The sequence below is a fragment of the Pseudomonas sp. 25 R 14 genome (genome assembly GCF_900004755.1).
GTDB lineage: Bacteria > Pseudomonadota > Gammaproteobacteria > Pseudomonadales > Pseudomonadaceae > Aquipseudomonas > Aquipseudomonas brenneri.
Genome location: NZ_CVTS01000015.1, coordinates 13,992 through 29,586 on the forward strand (window position 1 = coordinate 13,992; position 15,595 = coordinate 29,586).

The following is a 15,595-nucleotide window of genomic DNA, read 5'->3' on the forward strand; positions in this document are numbered from 1 at the left end:
TTAAGCCTGTCTCGCTGGCGGCTTGCGCCGCACGTAAAGGGTTTTGTCGACGCGCGCCACCAGGGTGCCGGAGCCGTCATGAATCAGGACCTTGAGGTGGGGCAAATACTTCTCGCCACCTGCGGTCTGTCGACGAATTTCATCCAGCAAGGCGTCGTCGATGGAAAATTCGGCATACACCGGGCCTTTGCCCGGCGAGATGAAATCGATGCTGGCGGCCTTATCCCAGACGATGTAGTCGCGCCCCAGGTTCTCCATCAACAGCAGCATGTAGAACGGGTCGACCATCGAATACAGGCTGCCGCCAAACTGGGTCCCGACATAATTGCGGTTGTACCAGCCCAGGCCCATGCGCACCTTGGCGTGACGAAAATCCGCACTCAGGTGCTGCACCCGAACCCCAGCCCCCAGGTACGGCGGGTATAGGCTCAAGAACCAGCGCAACAACCGCGCCTTGCCCAGGCGCTCGATCAGCCACTTACGCATCGGGGCGCGTACCCAGGCCCATGGCCTGCCGAGCGAACCAGCGCTTGGCCGGCGGCAACAGGTCCAGGCCCAGCAGGCCCAGGTTGCGGCCCATGGCGACCAGTGGTTGGCCGCTGCCGAACAGGCGGGTGACCTGGTCGGAGAAACCCACGGTCATTTGCTGATCCAGGCGCTGGCGTTCGCGGTAGGCCTGCAAGGTCGCCAGGTCGCCCGGTATTGCCGGCCCGCCCAACAACGCCTCGGCCAATGCATAAGCGTCGCGCAGCGACAGGTTGAAACCCTGGCCGGCAATCGGGTGCAGGCTGTGGGCGGCGTTGCCGAGGATCACCAAGTGCGAGCGCACTTGCTCCTCGGCCTCCACCAGCGTCAGCGGATATAAGTGACGCGCGCCGACCTGTTTCAAGGTGCCCAGGCGGTAGCCGAACACGCCCTGCAACTCACTGAGGAAGCTGCGCTCATCCAACTGCGCCAAGCGCTGGGCGTCCATGCCGACACGGGTCCAGACTAGCGCACAGCGGTTGTCCGCCAGCGGCAACAAGGCCATCGGGCCCTCATCGGTGAAACGCTCGAACGCCTCGCCGTTATGCGCTTCGCTAGGGGTGATGTTGGCGATCAGCGCGCTCTGGTTATAGGGACGCTGTTTGACGCCAATACCCAACTGCTCGCGCAAGCCGGAGCGGCCGCCATCGGCCAGTACCGCAAGGTCGCACTCGATGACGGTTTCATCGTTGAGGGTCAGGCGGTAGCCGTCGGCCAGCGGTTCCAGGCGGCTGACTTCAGCCGGGCAACGCCAACTGATCACGTCCTTGTCCAGGCCTTGCCACAGGCACTGCCCGAGCCAGGCGTTTTCCACCACGTAGCCCAGGGCCGGCACGCCTTCTTCCAGCGCCGACAAGCGGGCGGTAGAGAAGCGGCCACGATCGGAAACGTGGATTTGCTTGATCGGCTCGGCACGCCGGGAAATGTCCTGCCACACGCCCAGGCGCTGGTAAATCTGCCGCGCACCAAACGACAGCGCCGAAGAGCGGGCGTCGTAGCTCGGCTGATAGCTGTCGCCGGGAGCGAAGGGTTCGATCAACACGATCTTCCAGCCCCGGGCCTTGGCCCCGGCCTGCAACGCCAACGCCAGGCTGGCGCCCACCAGGCCGCCGCCGATAATGGCCAGGTTGACCCGGCTCATCGGGCGGCCGCCATCAGTGCTTCGATCTCGGCCACGGTCTTGGGTACGCCGCCGGTCAGAATTTCACAGCCTTGCTTGGTCACCACCACGTCATCCTCGATGCGCACGCCTATGCCACGCCATTTCTTTGCCACGTTCTGGTTGTCCGGGGCAATGTAGATGCCCGGCTCCACGGTCAGGGCCATGCCCACTTCCAGCACTCGCCACTCGCCGCCGACCCTGTATTCGCCGACATCATGCACATCCATGCCCAGCCAGTGTCCGGCGCGGTGCATATAAAAAGCCTTGTAGGCTTCGCTGGCGATCAACTCGTCCACATCACCCTGCAACAAGCCCAGCTTCACCAACCCGGCGGTGATGACGTGCACTGTCGCCTCATGCGCCTGGTTCCAGTGCTTGTTCGGTGCGATCTGCGCAAAGGCGGCTTCCTGAGAGGCCAGCACGATTTCATAGATCGCTTTCTGCTCGGCGGAAAACTTGCCATTGACCGGCCAGGTGCGGGTGATATCGCTGGCGTAGCAGTCGATCTCACAGCCGGCATCGATCAAAACCAGATCACCATCCTTGAGCAACGCGTCATTCTGCTGGTAGTGCAGGATGCAACTGTTGCGCCCCGACGCGACGATGGAGCCATAAGCCGGCATCTTCGCCCCGCCCCGGCGGAACTCGTAATCAAGCTCGGCTTCCAGGCTGAACTCATGCAGCCCGGCGCGGCTGGCCTGCATCGCCCGGATATGGGCAGCGCAGGAAATCCGCGCAGCTTCGCGCATCACCTTCACTTCTGCGGCGGATTTATACAGGCGCATGTCGTGAAGCAGATGATCCAGGGCAACGAATTCGTTCGGCGGCTGCGCGCCGAGGTGCGCCTTGGAGCGGATCACGTTGATCCATTCCATCAGGTGCCGGTCGAACTCGGCATTGCTGCCCATGGCCGAGTACACCCTGTCGCGACCTTCGATCAGGCCGGGCAGGATGTCGTCGATATCGGTAATCGGGAAAGCATCGTCGGCGCCGTATTCGCGAATCGCGCCTTCGGTACCGGCGCGCAGGCCGTCCCACAATTCGCGCTCGGCATTGCGTTCGCGGCAGAACAGCACGTATTCGCCATGGGCGCGGCCCGGCATCAACACAATCACCGCTTCCGGTTCGGGGAAGCCGCTCAGGTACTGGAAGTCGCTGTCCTGGCGGTAGACATGCTCGACATCACGGTTGCGGATCGCCACGGCGGCGGCCGGCAGGATCGCGATGCTGTTGGGTTCCATCTGCGCCATGAGCGCCTTGCGGCGGCGGGTGTATTCCGCTTTGGGGATATGGATCATGGGCAGATGGGTTCCCTCTCTTAGTGCAGCGACGGCTTGGGCGCTGCGGGCTCAGCGGACTTTTTGGTCTCGGTGAACAGCAGCAGCGGCGCGACGCGCAGGTATTCCATGACTTCCATGTAGTCGCCTTCGCCGTCTTCGGATTCTTCCAGGGCATCTTGCACCTGGGAGATGGCTGCCAAATCCTGCAACACTTCCTTGGCGTCGCTGCTCAACTCCAGGCCACCGGCATTTACGCCAAAACCATGGAGGAAGCCCTGGCACCATTGGCCCAGTGCGGCGGCGCGTTCGGCGAGCGGGGCGTCATCGCTTGGCAGCAGCAGGACCACAGTGACGTCATCACCGGTCAGTTCGCCCTTGACCATCTCTTGTAGGCCGATCAAGGCATTGCGCACGTTGTCCAACGGCTCGGTTTCCAACAGCTCGGCAACGTCAGCCAGCCAGTTGTCGGCGTCAAAGCCAACACCGGTGCAACTGCGGCCCAGCAGCACGCCGTGCAGTTCGGCAGGCGAGCAAGGATGACCGCTGGAGCTCAGCAGTTTGGAAAAAGCGTCGTACGGGGAGTTCTGAATAGGCATGATGAGCTAGGCGCCAGGCGGCGCGATGTCTAGAATGAAGCGCTGTATCCTAGCACCGGCAGACGCACCCGACTATCAAGGGCGTCAGATCGTTTATCCTGCAGTTGCCATTCATCAGACAAATCCAGTGGAACCCCATGGAAGACACCGACTTGCAAGCGCTGATGGCCAGACTCGAATTGCTAATTACCCGGGTCGAGCAACTAAAGAGTCAAAACGGACTCCTATTAGCTCAGGAAAAGACCTGGCGCGAGGAACGCGCTCACCTCATTGAAAAAAACGAAATCGCCCGGCGTAAGGTCGAATCGATGATTTCGCGCCTGAAGGCCCTGGAGCAAGACTCATGAGTTCAAGCAATAGCGTCACCGTGCAGATTCTCGACAAAGAATATTCAATCATCTGCCCCCAGGAAGAGCGCAGCAACCTGGTGAGCGCCGCCCGCTACCTGGATGGCAAGATGCGTGAGATCCGCAGTAGCGGCAAAGTCATCGGCGCCGACCGTATCGCCGTGATGGCCGCGCTGAACATTACCCACGATCTGCTGCACAAGCAGGAACGCCCTGACGTACAGGCCAACGGCTCGACACGCGAGCAAGTGCGCGACCTGCTGGAGCGCGTTGACCTGGCTCTTTCCAACGATCAAGAGCAACCCAAGGGCTGATTGCAGCGGCTGTTTGGGGTATACTCGCTTCACTCCCTGGCGTGCTTGCCAGTCGGCGATGTCCCTGAGCCGATTCGCACTACCCTGGAAGTTGCACGTTGGGCTGGTGTGCATGTCCGCTAGACGGAAAGCCTTAAAGCCTACTGCATCTTCCACCTTGAACTTTCGGGTTCAAGGGCTAAGTCGACAGCGGTTCTGTCGGGGAGCCTGATTCCCAAACTCAATGCCAGTCCCCGGACTGGCATTGTTGTATGAGCCGACCACCATGACCGAACCTGCGCCGCTTTCCCGTCCGCAACTTCGACGCATGTTACGCAAGGCCCGCCGTGCCCTGACGCCGAGCGAGCAGCGCCAGGCCGCCCTTGGCCTGTATCGGCAACTGGCACAGCACCCGCTGTTTCGCCGGGCCAAACATATTTCCCTGTACCTGCCGATGGATGGTGAAATCGATCCGCGCTTGCTGCTGCGCGCGGCCCAGCGCCGAGGCAAGGCCACTTACCTGCCGGTGCTCAGCGCCTGGCCGCGGACCAAGATGGTGTTCCAGCGCGTGCGGCGCGGGGAAAAACTCAAAGCCAATCGCTTCGGCATTCTTGAGCCACGGGCCAACCTCGGACAACAGCGCAAAGTCTGGGCACTGGACCTGGTGTTGTTACCGTTGGTGGGCTTCGACGATGCCGGTGGGCGACTGGGTATGGGTGGCGGTTTTTATGACCGCAGCCTGGCCTATCTTTCGCGCCGCAGTCACTGGCGCAAGCCAACCCTGTTGGGCCTGGCCCATGAATGCCAAAAAGTCGAACGACTGGCGCAGGCAAGCTGGGATGTGCCGCTGGAAGGCACCGTTACCGATAGGACGTGGTATGTCGCAGAGGGGACGCCGCTGGAATCAACGGCGCCAAAATAGAGTCAGCGCTTGAACAATTGTGGCTGCTGCTGTTGTGCAAGTTCAACGGGGGCTTCGGTCTTGTTCGACCACAAGCTCTGTGCATACCCGGTGGTCACGACGCCCAGACCGAACAAAATAACCAAAATCCATAGTAAATCCGGTTTGCGTTTCATCGATTGCCCCCCTTCAGGCATATCACACACGATGACAGCAACGTTCCAAAGTAGTCCGTTCCAGCTGCGTCAAGCTTAAAATCCCGGCATTCTGCGTTAACGTGAACCAACACGCAAACCTTGACGTCAACCGACCGTCGGTTTGTCATGAAAGTGACGCACAACCTGCCCAATCCCCTGCAAAGGAGCAAAAACCATGGCCTATTGGCTGATGAAATCCGAGCCCGATGAGCTGTCCATCAAGGGCCTGGAAAACCTCGGCGAAGCGCGCTGGGATGGCGTGCGCAATTACCAGGCGCGCAACTTCCTGCGGGCCATGGCCGTGGGTGATGCGTTCTTCTTCTACCACTCCAGTTGCCCGGAGCCGGGGATTGCCGGCGTAGGGAAAATCGTCGAAGCGGCTTACCCAGACCCGACAGCGCTGGAACCTGACAGTCATTACTTCGACGCCAAGGCCACCCCGGAAAAAAATCCGTGGAGTGCGATCACCGTTGCCCACGTCGAAACCTTCCCCAAAGTCCTCGGGCTCGGCTACCTCAAACAGCAGACCGCCCTGGCTGAACTGCCACTGGTGCAAAAAGGCAGTCGCTTGTCGGTGATGCCGGTGACAGCCGAGCAGTGGGCGGCAATCATGACCCTGCGCTAGCGCCTAAAGGGATTCATTTGACCGGTATCAACGGCTATCGGTTACGATCCCGGCAAACTAGGACGCTAACACCGCAGGATGCACCCATGTCGACGCCCCATCGCAGTTCGCATTTTTTCGCCTTTCTCCTGATTCTGTTGTTGGTAGCCGCCGGTGGCTTCGGCTACTGGAAGTCCACCCTCGACCGCCTGCCGGAAGGCTTGAGCATGGGCAACGGCCGGCTGGAGTCCACCGAAGTGCAGATCGCCACCAAGATCCCCGGCCGCCTGGCCGAAGTACGGGTCGATGAAGGCGACAAAGTGCTAAAGGGCCAGTTGCTGGCGCGTATCGACACCCGCACCCTGGAAGCCCAGCGCGCCCAGGCCGAGGCCGAAGTGTTGCGCGCCAAGGAAAACTTCGCCGCCGCCGAAGCCAACGTGCAACTGCGCCAGAGCGAAAACCTGCTGGCCAGCCAGGAGCTCAAGCGCACCCAGGAGCTGTACCGACGCGGCTTCGCCAGCGCGCAGTTGATCGACCAGCAGCAGGCGCACCAGAACACCGGCAATGCCGCTGTGATCGCCGCCCAGGCCCAGGTCAATGCGGTCAAGGCCGCCATCGGTGCTGCCCAGGCCCAGGTGGCACAACTGACCAGTGAAATCGAAGACAGCAGCCTGCGCGCGCCCATCGACGGCATCATCCAGTTGCGCCTGGCCGAACCTGGCGAAGTGCTCGGTGCCGGCGGGCGGGTGCTGCTGCTGATTGATCCGAATGACCAGTACATGAACCTCTATCTGCCCGCCTCCGTCACCGGGAGCCTGACCGTGGGCAGCGAAGCGCGGATCGTGCTCGATGCCCTGCCGGATCAGCCACTGCCGGCAAAAATCAGCTTTGTCGCGGCCAAATCCCAGTTCACACCCAAAGAAGTGGAAACCCGCGATGAGCGCCAGAAACTGGTGTTCCGCGTCAAGCTGCGCCTGACTCAACCCAGCGCCGTGCCCCAAGCCAAGCCCGGCATGCCCGGCGCCGGCTACGTGCGCACCGCCGACCTGGACTGGCCGGCCAACCTGCAATGAACGGCCTGGCGCTGCACGCCACCGGCATCAACCACCGCTACGGCAAGCAACAGGCACTGATCGACATTGCCTTCAGCTTGCCGGCCGGCACGCGCTGCGGGCTGATCGGCCCGGATGGCGCGGGCAAGTCGAGCCTGCTGGGCTTGATCGCCGGGGTCAAAAAGCTGCAGGCCGGTGATTTGCAGGTACTCGGCGGCTCCATCGAAGACCGCCGCCACCGCAACAGCCTGTACCCGTTGATCGCCTTTATGCCCCAGGGCCTGGGCGGCAACCTGTACCCCGAGCTGTCCATCCGCGAGAACATCCGTTTCTTCGCCACCCTGTTTGGGCTGTCGAAGGCCGATTGCGACCAGCGCATGCACAACCTGCTGCTGGCCACCGACCTGGCACGCTTCGCCGACCGCCCGGCGGGTAAGCTGTCGGGCGGGATGAAGCAAAAACTGGGGCTGTGCTGCGCGCTGATCCACGATCCGGACCTGTTGATCCTCGATGAACCCACCACCGGCGTCGACCCATTGTCACGTCGACGCTTCTGGGAACTGGTGGAAAGCGTACGCAGCGAGCGCCCGCAACTGACACTACTGGTGGCCACGGCCTACATGGAGGAAGCCGAACAGTTCGAACATTGCCTGATGCTCGACCGTGGCAAACTGATCGCCGATGGCCTGAGCCATGAACTGGCCGCCATCACGCCCAGCGGCAAACTGGATGACGCCTTCACCCACTTCCAGGGCGACAGCGCCCACGACAACCAGCCACTGGTGATCCCTCCCCGGGAAAACGGCAACAGCGACATCGCCATCGAAGCCCACGACCTGACCCTGCGCTTTGGCGACTTCATAGCGGTGAACAAAGTCAGCTTCGCCATCGGGCGTGGCGAGATTTTCGGCTTCCTGGGCTCCAACGGCTGCGGCAAGACCACCACCATGAAAGTCCTTACCGGGCTGATGCCGGCCAGCGAGGGCAGCGCCATGCTGTTGGGCAACCCGGTGAATGCCAAGGACCTGGCGACCCGCAAGCGCGTGGGGTTCATGTCCCAGAGTTTCTCGTTGTACGGCGAACTCAGCGTGCGCCAGAACCTGGTGCTGCATGCCCAGTTGTTCGACTTGCCCAAGGCCGACAGTGGCCCGCGTATCGATGAGCTGATCCAGCGCTTTGACCTGAGCCATATCGCCGACCAGCCGTCCGGCGAGTTGCCGCTGGGGTTGCGCCAGCGCCTGTCCCTGGCCGTAGCGGTGCTGCATCGGCCGGAAGTGCTGATCCTCGACGAACCCACCTCCGGCGTCGACCCCGCCGCGCGGGATGATTTCTGGCGTTTGCTGGTGGAGTTGTCCCGCGAGCAAGGGGTGACCATTTTCCTGTCCACCCACTTTATGAACGAAGCCCAGCGCTGCGACCGTATTTCGTTGATGCATGCCGGCAAGGTGCTGGCCTGCGACACCCCAGACGCCCTGCAACAACAGTTCCACGGCGACACACTGGAAGCGGCCTTCGTCACCTGCCTGGAACAGGCTCAGGGCGCCCCCGAAACCGCCACGCCGAACGAAACCGTGAGCGCCGCCAGTGCGCCACCCATCAGTAAACGCGGCTTCAGCCTGGCCCGCTTGCTGGCCGTAGCCAGCCGCGAAGGCAAGGAGTTGCTGCGCGACAAGGTCCGCATGGCCTTTGCCCTGCTCGGCGCGATTTTCATGATGGTGATCTTCGGTTACGGCATTTCCCTGGATGTGGAAAAGCTCGCCTTCGCCGTGTATGACCAGGACCAGACCCCGCAAAGCCGTGCCTATCTGGAAGCCTTCCGCAGTTCGCGCTACTTCGCCGAACAGCCACCGATCACCGACTCGGCCGAACTGCACCGCCGCCTGCAACGCTCGGAAATCAAACTGGCCCTGGAGATTCCTCCCGGCTTTGGCCGCGACCTGTATGCCGGACGCCAACCCGCGGTGGCCGCCTGGCTCGATGGCGGCATGCCGTTTCGCGCCGAGACCAGCCGCAACTATGTAGAAGCGGTACACCAGGCCAATCTCCAGCAATTGGCCGAACTCAACAGCACACCGCTGTCCCAACCCGCTGCCGCCAAACTGGAAACCCGCTTTCGCTACAACCAGGACGTGGTCAGCGTAAATGCCATCGGCCCGGGCGTGATGGCGCTGATCCTGGCGTTTATCCCGGCGATGCTCACCGCCCTGGGCATCGTGCGTGAAAAAGAACTGGGCTCGATCACCAACTTCTACGCCACGCCGCTGACCCGCCTGGAATTCCTCCTCGGCAAACAGGCACCCTACCTGGCCGTCAGCCTGATCAACCTGGCGTTGCTGGTGGCAATGAACCGCTGGCTATTCGGCGTGCCGTTCAAGGGCAGCGGCGTGACCCTGGCGTTTGGCGGCCTGTTGTATGTGCTGGCCACCACCAGCATGGGCCTGCTGATTTCCGCGTTCACCCGCACCCAGATCGCCGCGATCCTCGGCACCATGATCATCACCAGCCTGCCGACCATCCAGTTCTCCGGGCTGATCGTGCCACGCTCATCCCTGGAAGGTGCGGCCGCACTGATGGGTATGCTGTTTCCCGCTGGTTACTTCCTCGACGTCGCCGTTGGCACCTTCACCAAAGCCCTGGACCTGCGCCAGCTATGGCCACAGTGCCTGGCGCTGTTCGGGTTTTTCCTGGGGTTCACCGGGCTTAGCCTGGTCATGCTCAAGAAGCAGGAGGCCTGATGCATAAGCTTGCGCATATCCTGCGTCTGGGGATCAAAGAACTCACCAGCCTACGCCACGACAGCGTATTGCTGCTGTTTCTGTTCTACGCCTTCACCGTGGCTATCTATATGCCCGCGGCCGGCTCGGTGATTGGCGTGCACAACGCCAGCGTCGCGTTTGTCGATGAAGACCATGGCCAACTGTCCCGCCAACTGGCGCAAGCCCTGCAACCACCGCAATTCCAGCCCGCCGCACCACTGGCCTACGACCAGTTGGACAAGGTCATGGACAGCGGCCAGTACACCTTCGTGATCAATGTGCCGGCCAACTTCCAGGCCGACCTGCTGGCCGGACGCCAACCGAGCGTGCAGGTCAACGTGGATGCCACGGCGATGAGCCAGGCCTTTATGGGCGCGGGGTATATCGGGCGGATATTCCAGCGCGAACTGCTGACCTACAGCGGCCAGGCCGACGTCGCCAGCCGGGCGCCGGCGACACTGACCACCCGGGCACTGTTCAACACCAACCTGGAGGGTGGCTGGTTCCTGGCGGTGATCCAGATCGTCAACAACATCACCATCCTTGCCATCGTCCTGACCGGCACCGCACTGCTGCGCGAGCGCGAGCACGGCACCCTCGATCATTTGCTGGTGCTGCCGCTGACCGCGCTGGAAATCATGCTGGCAAAAATCTGGAGCAACATGCTGGTGGTGGTGCTGTGTACGTGGCTGTCGCTGGAAGTGGTGGTCAAGGGCATGCTCGGCGTGCCGCTGGCCGGTTCGTTGAGCCTGTTCCTGCTGGTGACGGCGTTGTACCTGTTTGCCAGCACCGCCCTGGGCATCTTCCTCGCCACCCTCGCCCGCTCGACGCCGCAGTTCGGGCTGCTGGCGATTCCGGTGATCATTCCGATGCTGTTGCTGTCAGGCGGCAGCACACCGCTGGACAGCATGCCGCAATGGTTGCAGTGGGTGATGCAGGGCTCGCCGTCGACGCATTTTGTGAGCTTGAGTGCGGCGATTCTGTTCCGCGATGCGGGAGTGAACGTGGTGTGGCCGGATTTGCTGGCGCTGGCGGGGATTGGGTTGTTGTTTTTTGCGGTGGCGTTGGCGCGGTTTAGGAAGAGTTTGGCTTCTTGAATAAAACCTTCAAAACTAAAAGCTATAAAAATATTGCACTTAGTAAAAAATACCATAAAGACCTGTCAGTTATAACAGTAGTCCGCGACCCTCTCCGATGGTTAATTATAAAAGCGAGTGCAAACTTATTGCCTTCAACATTTCAAGGAAAGCAAAAAATGATTAACTCACCGGAATCAAATAAAAACCGCTCCCAAGACAACGATATCAAACACGATATAAAAATCATTATTGACCCAAAAAAACCTCTAGGGAGAACAACGGTCACTGGAGAATTCAGTCCACATGGCTCCCTAGGAAGGATAGAGGTTGAATATACCCACAAGGACTTAATATATACTCTTAAAGCTATTAGATACATGTGCGCGAACGACACTGGATTCTCGCGAAATCCAAAATTCATAATTAAGCCCATGCTTATCCAAGGACCTGAGCTATCATTCACCCCTGTTAAGGATGGGCAATGGCATGCCTGGGGGGCGTCTGGAGATTATAAAACAAGTCAACCTAGCTTAATCGTCACCTTTACGTTTATTTTCGACTCAAATCCAGACGGGGCCTCTATAGTTGACAATAAGACATTACTACTTACCGCATAATTTTCATTGCAACCAGCAACCTAGGTTGCTGGTTTTCTATACCTGACAAAAAACTCAATCAGTTCAGCTCTATTGAATGATCAGGTTATTGAACAACAGATCCTCAACCACCGGTTTACCCGTCTCGTCACTCATCACTTGCTGCGTCTGCTTCAATGCTTCCTGGCGCAGCTTTTCCTTACCCTCAACACTGCCCATGCTCTCGACAGTCTGCTGGGTAAACAACGCCACCAATTGGTTACGAATCAACGGTTCATTGGCCTTGATCGCCGCCGCCGCTTCCGGGCCGGTCACGCGCAGGGCCACATCGGCTTTGTACACCCGCAGTTTCGGGCCGCCATCCAGGGCATAGTTGCCGACAAAGGGCGGGGTCAGGCTGTAATAGCTGACCTTCGGCGCTTCGCCTTCCTTGGCTTCTTCGGCATGGGCTGCCATCGGCAACGTCAGGACCAGCATCAACAGGATCCACGCTTTCACAGTTCATTCCTCAAATTCGGTTGCCAGTAGCATAACGCTAGCAAGGCAGAGCACAAGCTTATGGCGACTTATCAGGCCGGGGCATGCTCGTTGACCCGTGACCTGACCCACCTACACTTATCGGCCACTACGCCAAAAGGAAGAGTCCGATGAAAGCCGTGCTGTGCAAAGCCTTCGGCCCCGCCGAAACCCTGGTGCTGGAAGAGGTCGCCAGCCCCGCGATCAAGAAGAACGAGATCCTGCTGGATGTGCATGCCGCGGGGGTGAATTTCCCGGACACGCTGATCATCGAGGGCAAGTACCAGTTCAAACCGCCCTTCCCGTTCTCGCCGGGCGGCGAAGCGGCAGGCGTGGTCAGCGAAGTCGGGGAAAAGGTCAGCCACCTGAAGGTCGGTGATCGGGTCATGGCGTTGACCGGCTGGGGCAGCTTTGCCGAACAGGTCGCGGTGCCGGGCTATAACGTGCTGCCGATTCCGCCGAGCATGAGTTTCAACACCGCCGCCGCCTTCAGCATGACCTACGGCACCTCGATGCACGCCCTCAAGCAACGCGGCCACTTGGCGGCCGGCGAGACCCTGCTGGTGCTGGGCGCATCCGGTGGCGTGGGCCTGGCCGCCGTGGAAATCGGCAAGGCCATGGGCGCCCGGGTGATCGCCGCTGCCAGCAGCGCCGACAAATTGGCCGTGGCCAAGGCGGCGGGGGCTGATGAGTTGATCAATTACAGCGAGACCAATCTCAAGGATGAAATCAAGCGCCTGACCGACGGCAACGGCGCAGACGTGATCTACGACCCGGTGGGCGGCGATCTGTTTGACCAGGCCGTTCGCGCCATTGCCTGGAACGGCCGGCTGCTGGTGGTGGGGTTTGCCAGCGGGCGCATTCCCGAGTTGCCGGTGAACCTGGCACTGCTCAAGGGCGCGGCGGTGGTTGGGGTGTTCTGGGGCGCATTTGCCCAGCGCCAACCCCAGGACAATGCGGCGAACTTCCAGCAATTGTTCAGTTGGTATGCCGAGGGGAAGTTGAAGCCATTGGTGTCGCAGGTGTATCCGCTGGATAACGCAGCGCAGGCGATTAATGACCTCGGGCAGCGCAAGGCCGTGGGCAAGGTAGTCGTCCAGGTCCGCTAGTGATTTGAAATGCAATCAATGTGGGAGCGGTGTATCAGTCACATTTTCAGTGGCTGATACACCGCAATCGCGAGCAAGCCCGCTCCCACATTTTGATCTCCAGCGCTATCAGAAGCCAGTTACGACCACAACTTATCTATTTGCGACATGTTCGTAAAAGAACATGCAATTGCTCAAATTTCCTGTGTTTGCAGATAAGAGGCGATGCTATTTTCGGTAACGAAACTGTAACATTCGCATCCGCAGTCAAAACAAGAAATCTGGAGCTCTTGAATGTTTGCTTTCTTTCGTCCTGCCGCACATCAGGCGCCCCTGCCTGAAGAAAAAATCGACAGTACCTACCGACGCCTGCGCTGGCAGATCTTCGCCGGTATTTTCATCGGTTACGCAGGGTATTACCTGCTGCGCAAAAACTTCTCCCTGGCCATGCCGTACCTGATCGACGAGGGTTACACCCGTGGTCAACTGGGCTTGGCCATGTCGGCGATTGCGATTGCCTACGGTCTGTCCAAGTTCCTCATGGGCCTGGTGTCCGACCGCTCCAACCCGCGCTATTTCCTGCCCTTTGGCTTGCTGGTATCGGCCGGGGTGATGTTCATTTTCGGTTTCGCGCCTTGGGCCACCTCCAGCGTGACCATGATGTTCATTTTGCTGTTCATCAACGGCTGGGCCCAGGGCATGGGCTGGCCGCCGAGCGGGCGAACCATGGTGCACTGGTGGTCGCAGAAAGAACGCGGCGGCGTGGTGTCGGTATGGAACGTGGCGCATAACGTCGGCGGCGGCCTGATCGGCCCGCTGTTCCTGCTGGGCATGGCCTGGTTCAACGATTGGCATGCGGCGTTCTATGTGCCGGCCACCGTGGCCCTGCTGGTGGCGGCATTTGCCTTTATCACCATGCGCGATACCCCGCAGTCTGTGGGCCTGCCGCCCATCGAGCAGTACAAGAACGACTACCCGGAAGGCTACGACGCCAGCCACGAAGAGGAATTCAGCGCCAAGGAAATCTTCGTCAAGTACGTGCTGCGCAACAAAATGCTCTGGTACATAGCCCTGGCTAACGTCTTCGTCTACTTGCTGCGCTATGGCGTGCTGGACTGGGCGCCGACTTACCTCAAGGAAGCCAAGCACTTCACGGTCGACAAGTCGTCCTGGGCGTACTTCTTCTACGAGTGGGCTGGGATTCCCGGCACACTGTTGTGCGGCTGGATGTCGGATAAGATCTTCCGTGGCAACCGTGGCCTGACCGGCATTGTGTTCATGGCGTTGGTCACCGTCGCGACCCTGGTGTACTGGCTCAATCCGCCAGGCAACCCGATGGTCGACATGATCGCGCTGTTCTCCATTGGCTTCTTGATCTACGGCCCGGTGATGCTGATCGGCCTGCAGGCGCTGGAGCTGGCACCGAAGAAGGCTGCGGGTACGGCGGCGGGCTTCACCGGCCTGTTCGGTTACCTGGGCGGTTCGGTGGCGGCCAGTGCGGCCATGGGCTACACCGTGGACCACTTCGGCTGGGACGGCGGCTTTGTGCTGCTGATCGGCGCGTGCCTGTTGGCCATCGCGTTCCTGATTCCTACGCTGTGGCACACCAATAGCGTCAGCTCGGCGCGTTAATCGCCGCCGCAGCCTTTGGCACATCGCTTGAGCCGCGCCTCCAGATTCTTGTCTGGCATGGCGTGGCTACGCAGGGCGTTGACGGTCTGCTCGACATAATCGCGAGTAGTGCCGTAGCGCCCGCAAGCGCTGGCGAATACCTGATTCAGCACACTGTCGGGCAAGTTGCCAGCATAGCTGGGCAGGTGCCGCTCCAGCACAAAACCCAATGCCTGCACCTGGCTGCCATCTTCAAGCCGGCAACTGAGCCAGTGCGGCCGATACGAAGGGTAAGGCATCTCCCGCTGCCACAAGGCATAGAGCGAGGCTTCCAACTGCTCCTCCGGCAGGCGGTAGGCAAAGCCGCTGCACGAGCCGCCACGATCCAGGCCAAATACCAACCCCGGCAACTCCGGCGTGCCCCGATGCTCGTGGGACCACAGGTACAGGCCCCGGTGATAACCGTGGACCCGTGCGCGCAGGCGCTGGGTGGCCGAACACTCGGGGCGCCAGATCAGCGAGCCATACGCAAACAGCCAGACCGGCCCACCCTTGTGCAGGCCCATGGTGGCCTGCATCGAGCTCATCAATTGTTCGTGAGTGAGTTGCGGCCCCAGATCGAGTCGCGGTGGGTAAGCCAATTGCAGAAGTTCGGATTCAATAACGGTCATGGCAGATCGCTTAGGTCTCCTGTGCATTACCAGTTATAGGCGACTTTACCGTAATAGAACGCGCCGCTGTAACCGCAAGGCGAAAAAGTGCTATAGGCCGCGTAGTCACGCCGGGCGTACCCGCTTCAGCGCCTTCCACCAAGCTGTATTGGCGGGAAGTCGGTAGCCCGACGACATATAGCTTAATGACATTTATTTGTACGAATAAATACCCTTTATGAATAAGAAAAAGCATAAGCAACGTGCCCCTTTCGTCAGGATTACTCCAGAAAACCCCGCTATTTTCAGCGCCCGTTCAGCCTTTATGGAGGATGAACCCTC

General features: G+C 60.3%; 17 protein-coding genes and 1 other RNA gene. 11 read left to right on the forward strand and 7 right to left on the reverse strand.

The genetic code is table 11. The features are described from left to right. Genes BFQ03_RS02605 through BFQ03_RS02620 form a run of 4 tightly spaced genes read right to left on the reverse strand, consistent with a single transcriptional unit; the run spans position 1 to position 3,563 of the window. On the reverse strand, positions 1-486 hold the full coding sequence (locus BFQ03_RS02605) for a DUF4442 domain-containing protein (RefSeq protein ID WP_032856973.1): 486 nt from the start codon (positions 484-486) through the stop codon (positions 1-3). Further along, a complete protein-coding gene (gene ubiH / locus BFQ03_RS02610; protein ID WP_032856972.1) occupies positions 479-1,666 on the reverse strand; it encodes a 2-octaprenyl-6-methoxyphenyl hydroxylase in 1,188 nt (395 codons plus the stop codon). The genes BFQ03_RS02605 and ubiH overlap by 8 nt, the downstream gene beginning before the upstream one ends. Next, positions 1,663-2,985, reverse strand: coding sequence for a Xaa-Pro aminopeptidase (gene pepP, locus BFQ03_RS02615; protein ID WP_065942419.1), 1,323 nt, complete (start codon positions 2,983-2,985; stop codon positions 1,663-1,665). Before pepP ends, ubiH begins: the two co-directional genes overlap by 4 nt. Before the next feature lie 20 nt (positions 2,986-3,005). Beyond that, entirely contained in the window at positions 3,006-3,563 is a 558-nt protein-coding gene (locus BFQ03_RS02620; RefSeq protein WP_032856970.1) for a YecA/YgfB family protein, read from the reverse strand. A gap of 137 nt (positions 3,564-3,700) precedes the next feature. Here BFQ03_RS02620 and BFQ03_RS02625 point away from each other — a divergent pair, with 137 nt between their 5' ends. From BFQ03_RS02625 to BFQ03_RS02640, 4 genes are all read left to right on the forward strand, one after another. Continuing rightward, positions 3,701-3,910: a TIGR02449 family protein gene (locus BFQ03_RS02625; RefSeq protein WP_007982902.1), complete on the forward strand. Its 210-nt coding sequence runs from the start codon at positions 3,701-3,703 to the stop codon at positions 3,908-3,910. Then, the gene (locus tag BFQ03_RS02630; RefSeq protein ID WP_032856969.1) at positions 3,907-4,224 is read left to right on the forward strand and encodes a cell division protein ZapA; all 318 of its coding nucleotides are present in this window, start codon (positions 3,907-3,909) and stop codon (positions 4,222-4,224) included. The genes BFQ03_RS02625 and BFQ03_RS02630 overlap by 4 nt, the downstream gene beginning before the upstream one ends. Before the next feature lie 30 nt (positions 4,225-4,254). Next, positions 4,255-4,433, forward strand: a non-coding RNA gene (gene ssrS, locus BFQ03_RS02635) — 6S RNA. A gap of 56 nt (positions 4,434-4,489) precedes the next feature. Next, the gene (locus BFQ03_RS02640) at positions 4,490-5,125 is read left to right on the forward strand and encodes a 5-formyltetrahydrofolate cyclo-ligase (RefSeq protein WP_032856968.1); all 636 of its coding nucleotides are present in this window, start codon (positions 4,490-4,492) and stop codon (positions 5,123-5,125) included. A gap of 2 nt (positions 5,126-5,127) precedes the next feature. Here BFQ03_RS02640 and BFQ03_RS30165 read toward each other — a convergent pair whose 3' ends face one another. After that, complete coding sequence (locus BFQ03_RS30165; protein WP_090292371.1) at positions 5,128-5,280, reverse strand: hypothetical protein; 153 nt, start codon at positions 5,278-5,280, stop codon at positions 5,128-5,130. Between the two features lie 196 nt (positions 5,281-5,476). On the opposite strand from BFQ03_RS30165, the gene BFQ03_RS02645 reads away from it, so the two are divergent. From BFQ03_RS02645 to BFQ03_RS02665, 5 genes are all read left to right on the forward strand, one after another. Next, a complete protein-coding gene (locus BFQ03_RS02645) occupies positions 5,477-5,926 on the forward strand; it encodes an EVE domain-containing protein (protein WP_032856967.1) in 450 nt (149 codons plus the stop codon). An 86-nt stretch (positions 5,927-6,012) separates the two neighbouring features. After that, positions 6,013-6,978, forward strand: a complete 966-nt coding sequence (locus BFQ03_RS02650; RefSeq protein ID WP_065942420.1) for an HlyD family secretion protein — start codon at positions 6,013-6,015, stop codon at positions 6,976-6,978. Continuing rightward, a complete protein-coding gene (gene rbbA, locus BFQ03_RS02655) occupies positions 6,975-9,692 on the forward strand; it encodes a ribosome-associated ATPase/putative transporter RbbA (protein ID WP_065942421.1) in 2,718 nt (905 codons plus the stop codon). The genes BFQ03_RS02650 and rbbA overlap by 4 nt, the downstream gene beginning before the upstream one ends. After that, positions 9,692-10,810, forward strand: coding sequence for an ABC transporter permease (locus BFQ03_RS02660; RefSeq protein WP_032856964.1), 1,119 nt, complete (start codon positions 9,692-9,694; stop codon positions 10,808-10,810). The genes rbbA and BFQ03_RS02660 overlap by 1 nt, the downstream gene beginning before the upstream one ends. Continuing rightward, positions 10,807-11,409, forward strand: coding sequence for a hypothetical protein (locus tag BFQ03_RS02665; RefSeq protein ID WP_139115624.1), 603 nt, complete (start codon positions 10,807-10,809; stop codon positions 11,407-11,409). The genes BFQ03_RS02660 and BFQ03_RS02665 overlap by 4 nt, the downstream gene beginning before the upstream one ends. A gap of 69 nt (positions 11,410-11,478) precedes the next feature. Here the strand turns inward: BFQ03_RS02665 and BFQ03_RS02670 are convergent, their stop codons facing one another. Then, positions 11,479-11,886: a flagellar basal body-associated protein FliL gene (locus BFQ03_RS02670; RefSeq protein ID WP_065942422.1), complete on the reverse strand. Its 408-nt coding sequence runs from the start codon at positions 11,884-11,886 to the stop codon at positions 11,479-11,481. A 149-nt stretch (positions 11,887-12,035) separates the two neighbouring features. On the opposite strand from BFQ03_RS02670, the gene BFQ03_RS02675 reads away from it, so the two are divergent. Further along, positions 12,036-13,013, forward strand: a complete 978-nt coding sequence (locus tag BFQ03_RS02675; RefSeq protein ID WP_032856961.1) for an NADPH:quinone oxidoreductase family protein — start codon at positions 12,036-12,038, stop codon at positions 13,011-13,013. A gap of 273 nt (positions 13,014-13,286) precedes the next feature. After that, positions 13,287-14,624 carry a glycerol-3-phosphate transporter gene (gene glpT / locus BFQ03_RS02680; RefSeq protein ID WP_032856960.1) on the forward strand — a complete coding sequence of 446 codons (1,338 nt, stop codon included), beginning with the start codon at positions 13,287-13,289 and terminating at the stop codon, positions 14,622-14,624. On the opposite strand, the gene BFQ03_RS02685 is transcribed toward glpT, so the two are convergent. Further along, on the reverse strand, positions 14,621-15,274 hold the full coding sequence (locus BFQ03_RS02685) for a gamma-glutamylcyclotransferase (protein WP_032856959.1): 654 nt from the start codon (positions 15,272-15,274) through the stop codon (positions 14,621-14,623). The two genes, glpT and BFQ03_RS02685, sit on opposite strands and share 4 nt — an antisense overlap. Positions 15,275-15,595: the final 321 nt, after the last annotated feature.

Bases quoted from the DNA above. Each gene is read 5' to 3' on its own strand.
- BFQ03_RS02605 (WP_032856973.1), bottom strand. From the start codon at position 486: ATGCGTAAGTGGCTGATCGAGCGCCTGGGCAAGGCGCGGTTGTTGCGC.
- ubiH (WP_032856972.1), bottom strand. From the start codon at position 1,666: ATGAGCCGGGTCAACCTGGCCATTATCGGCGGCGGCCTGGTGGGCGCC.
- pepP (WP_065942419.1), bottom strand. From the start codon at position 2,985: ATGATCCATATCCCCAAAGCGGAATACACCCGCCGCCGCAAGGCGCTC.
- BFQ03_RS02620 (WP_032856970.1), bottom strand. From the start codon at position 3,563: ATGCCTATTCAGAACTCCCCGTACGACGCTTTTTCCAAACTGCTGAGC.
- BFQ03_RS02625 (WP_007982902.1), top strand. From the start codon at position 3,701: ATGGAAGACACCGACTTGCAAGCGCTGATGGCCAGACTCGAATTGCTA.
- BFQ03_RS02630 (WP_032856969.1), top strand. From the start codon at position 3,907: ATGAGTTCAAGCAATAGCGTCACCGTGCAGATTCTCGACAAAGAATAT.
- BFQ03_RS02640 (WP_032856968.1), top strand. From the start codon at position 4,490: ATGACCGAACCTGCGCCGCTTTCCCGTCCGCAACTTCGACGCATGTTA.
- BFQ03_RS30165 (WP_090292371.1), bottom strand. From the start codon at position 5,280: ATGAAACGCAAACCGGATTTACTATGGATTTTGGTTATTTTGTTCGGT.
- BFQ03_RS02645 (WP_032856967.1), top strand. From the start codon at position 5,477: ATGGCCTATTGGCTGATGAAATCCGAGCCCGATGAGCTGTCCATCAAG.
- BFQ03_RS02650 (WP_065942420.1), top strand. From the start codon at position 6,013: ATGTCGACGCCCCATCGCAGTTCGCATTTTTTCGCCTTTCTCCTGATT.
- rbbA (WP_065942421.1), top strand. From the start codon at position 6,975: ATGAACGGCCTGGCGCTGCACGCCACCGGCATCAACCACCGCTACGGC.
- BFQ03_RS02660 (WP_032856964.1), top strand. From the start codon at position 9,692: ATGCATAAGCTTGCGCATATCCTGCGTCTGGGGATCAAAGAACTCACC.
- BFQ03_RS02675 (WP_032856961.1), top strand. From the start codon at position 12,036: ATGAAAGCCGTGCTGTGCAAAGCCTTCGGCCCCGCCGAAACCCTGGTG.
- glpT (WP_032856960.1), top strand. From the start codon at position 13,287: ATGTTTGCTTTCTTTCGTCCTGCCGCACATCAGGCGCCCCTGCCTGAA.
- BFQ03_RS02685 (WP_032856959.1), bottom strand. From the start codon at position 15,274: ATGACCGTTATTGAATCCGAACTTCTGCAATTGGCTTACCCACCGCGA.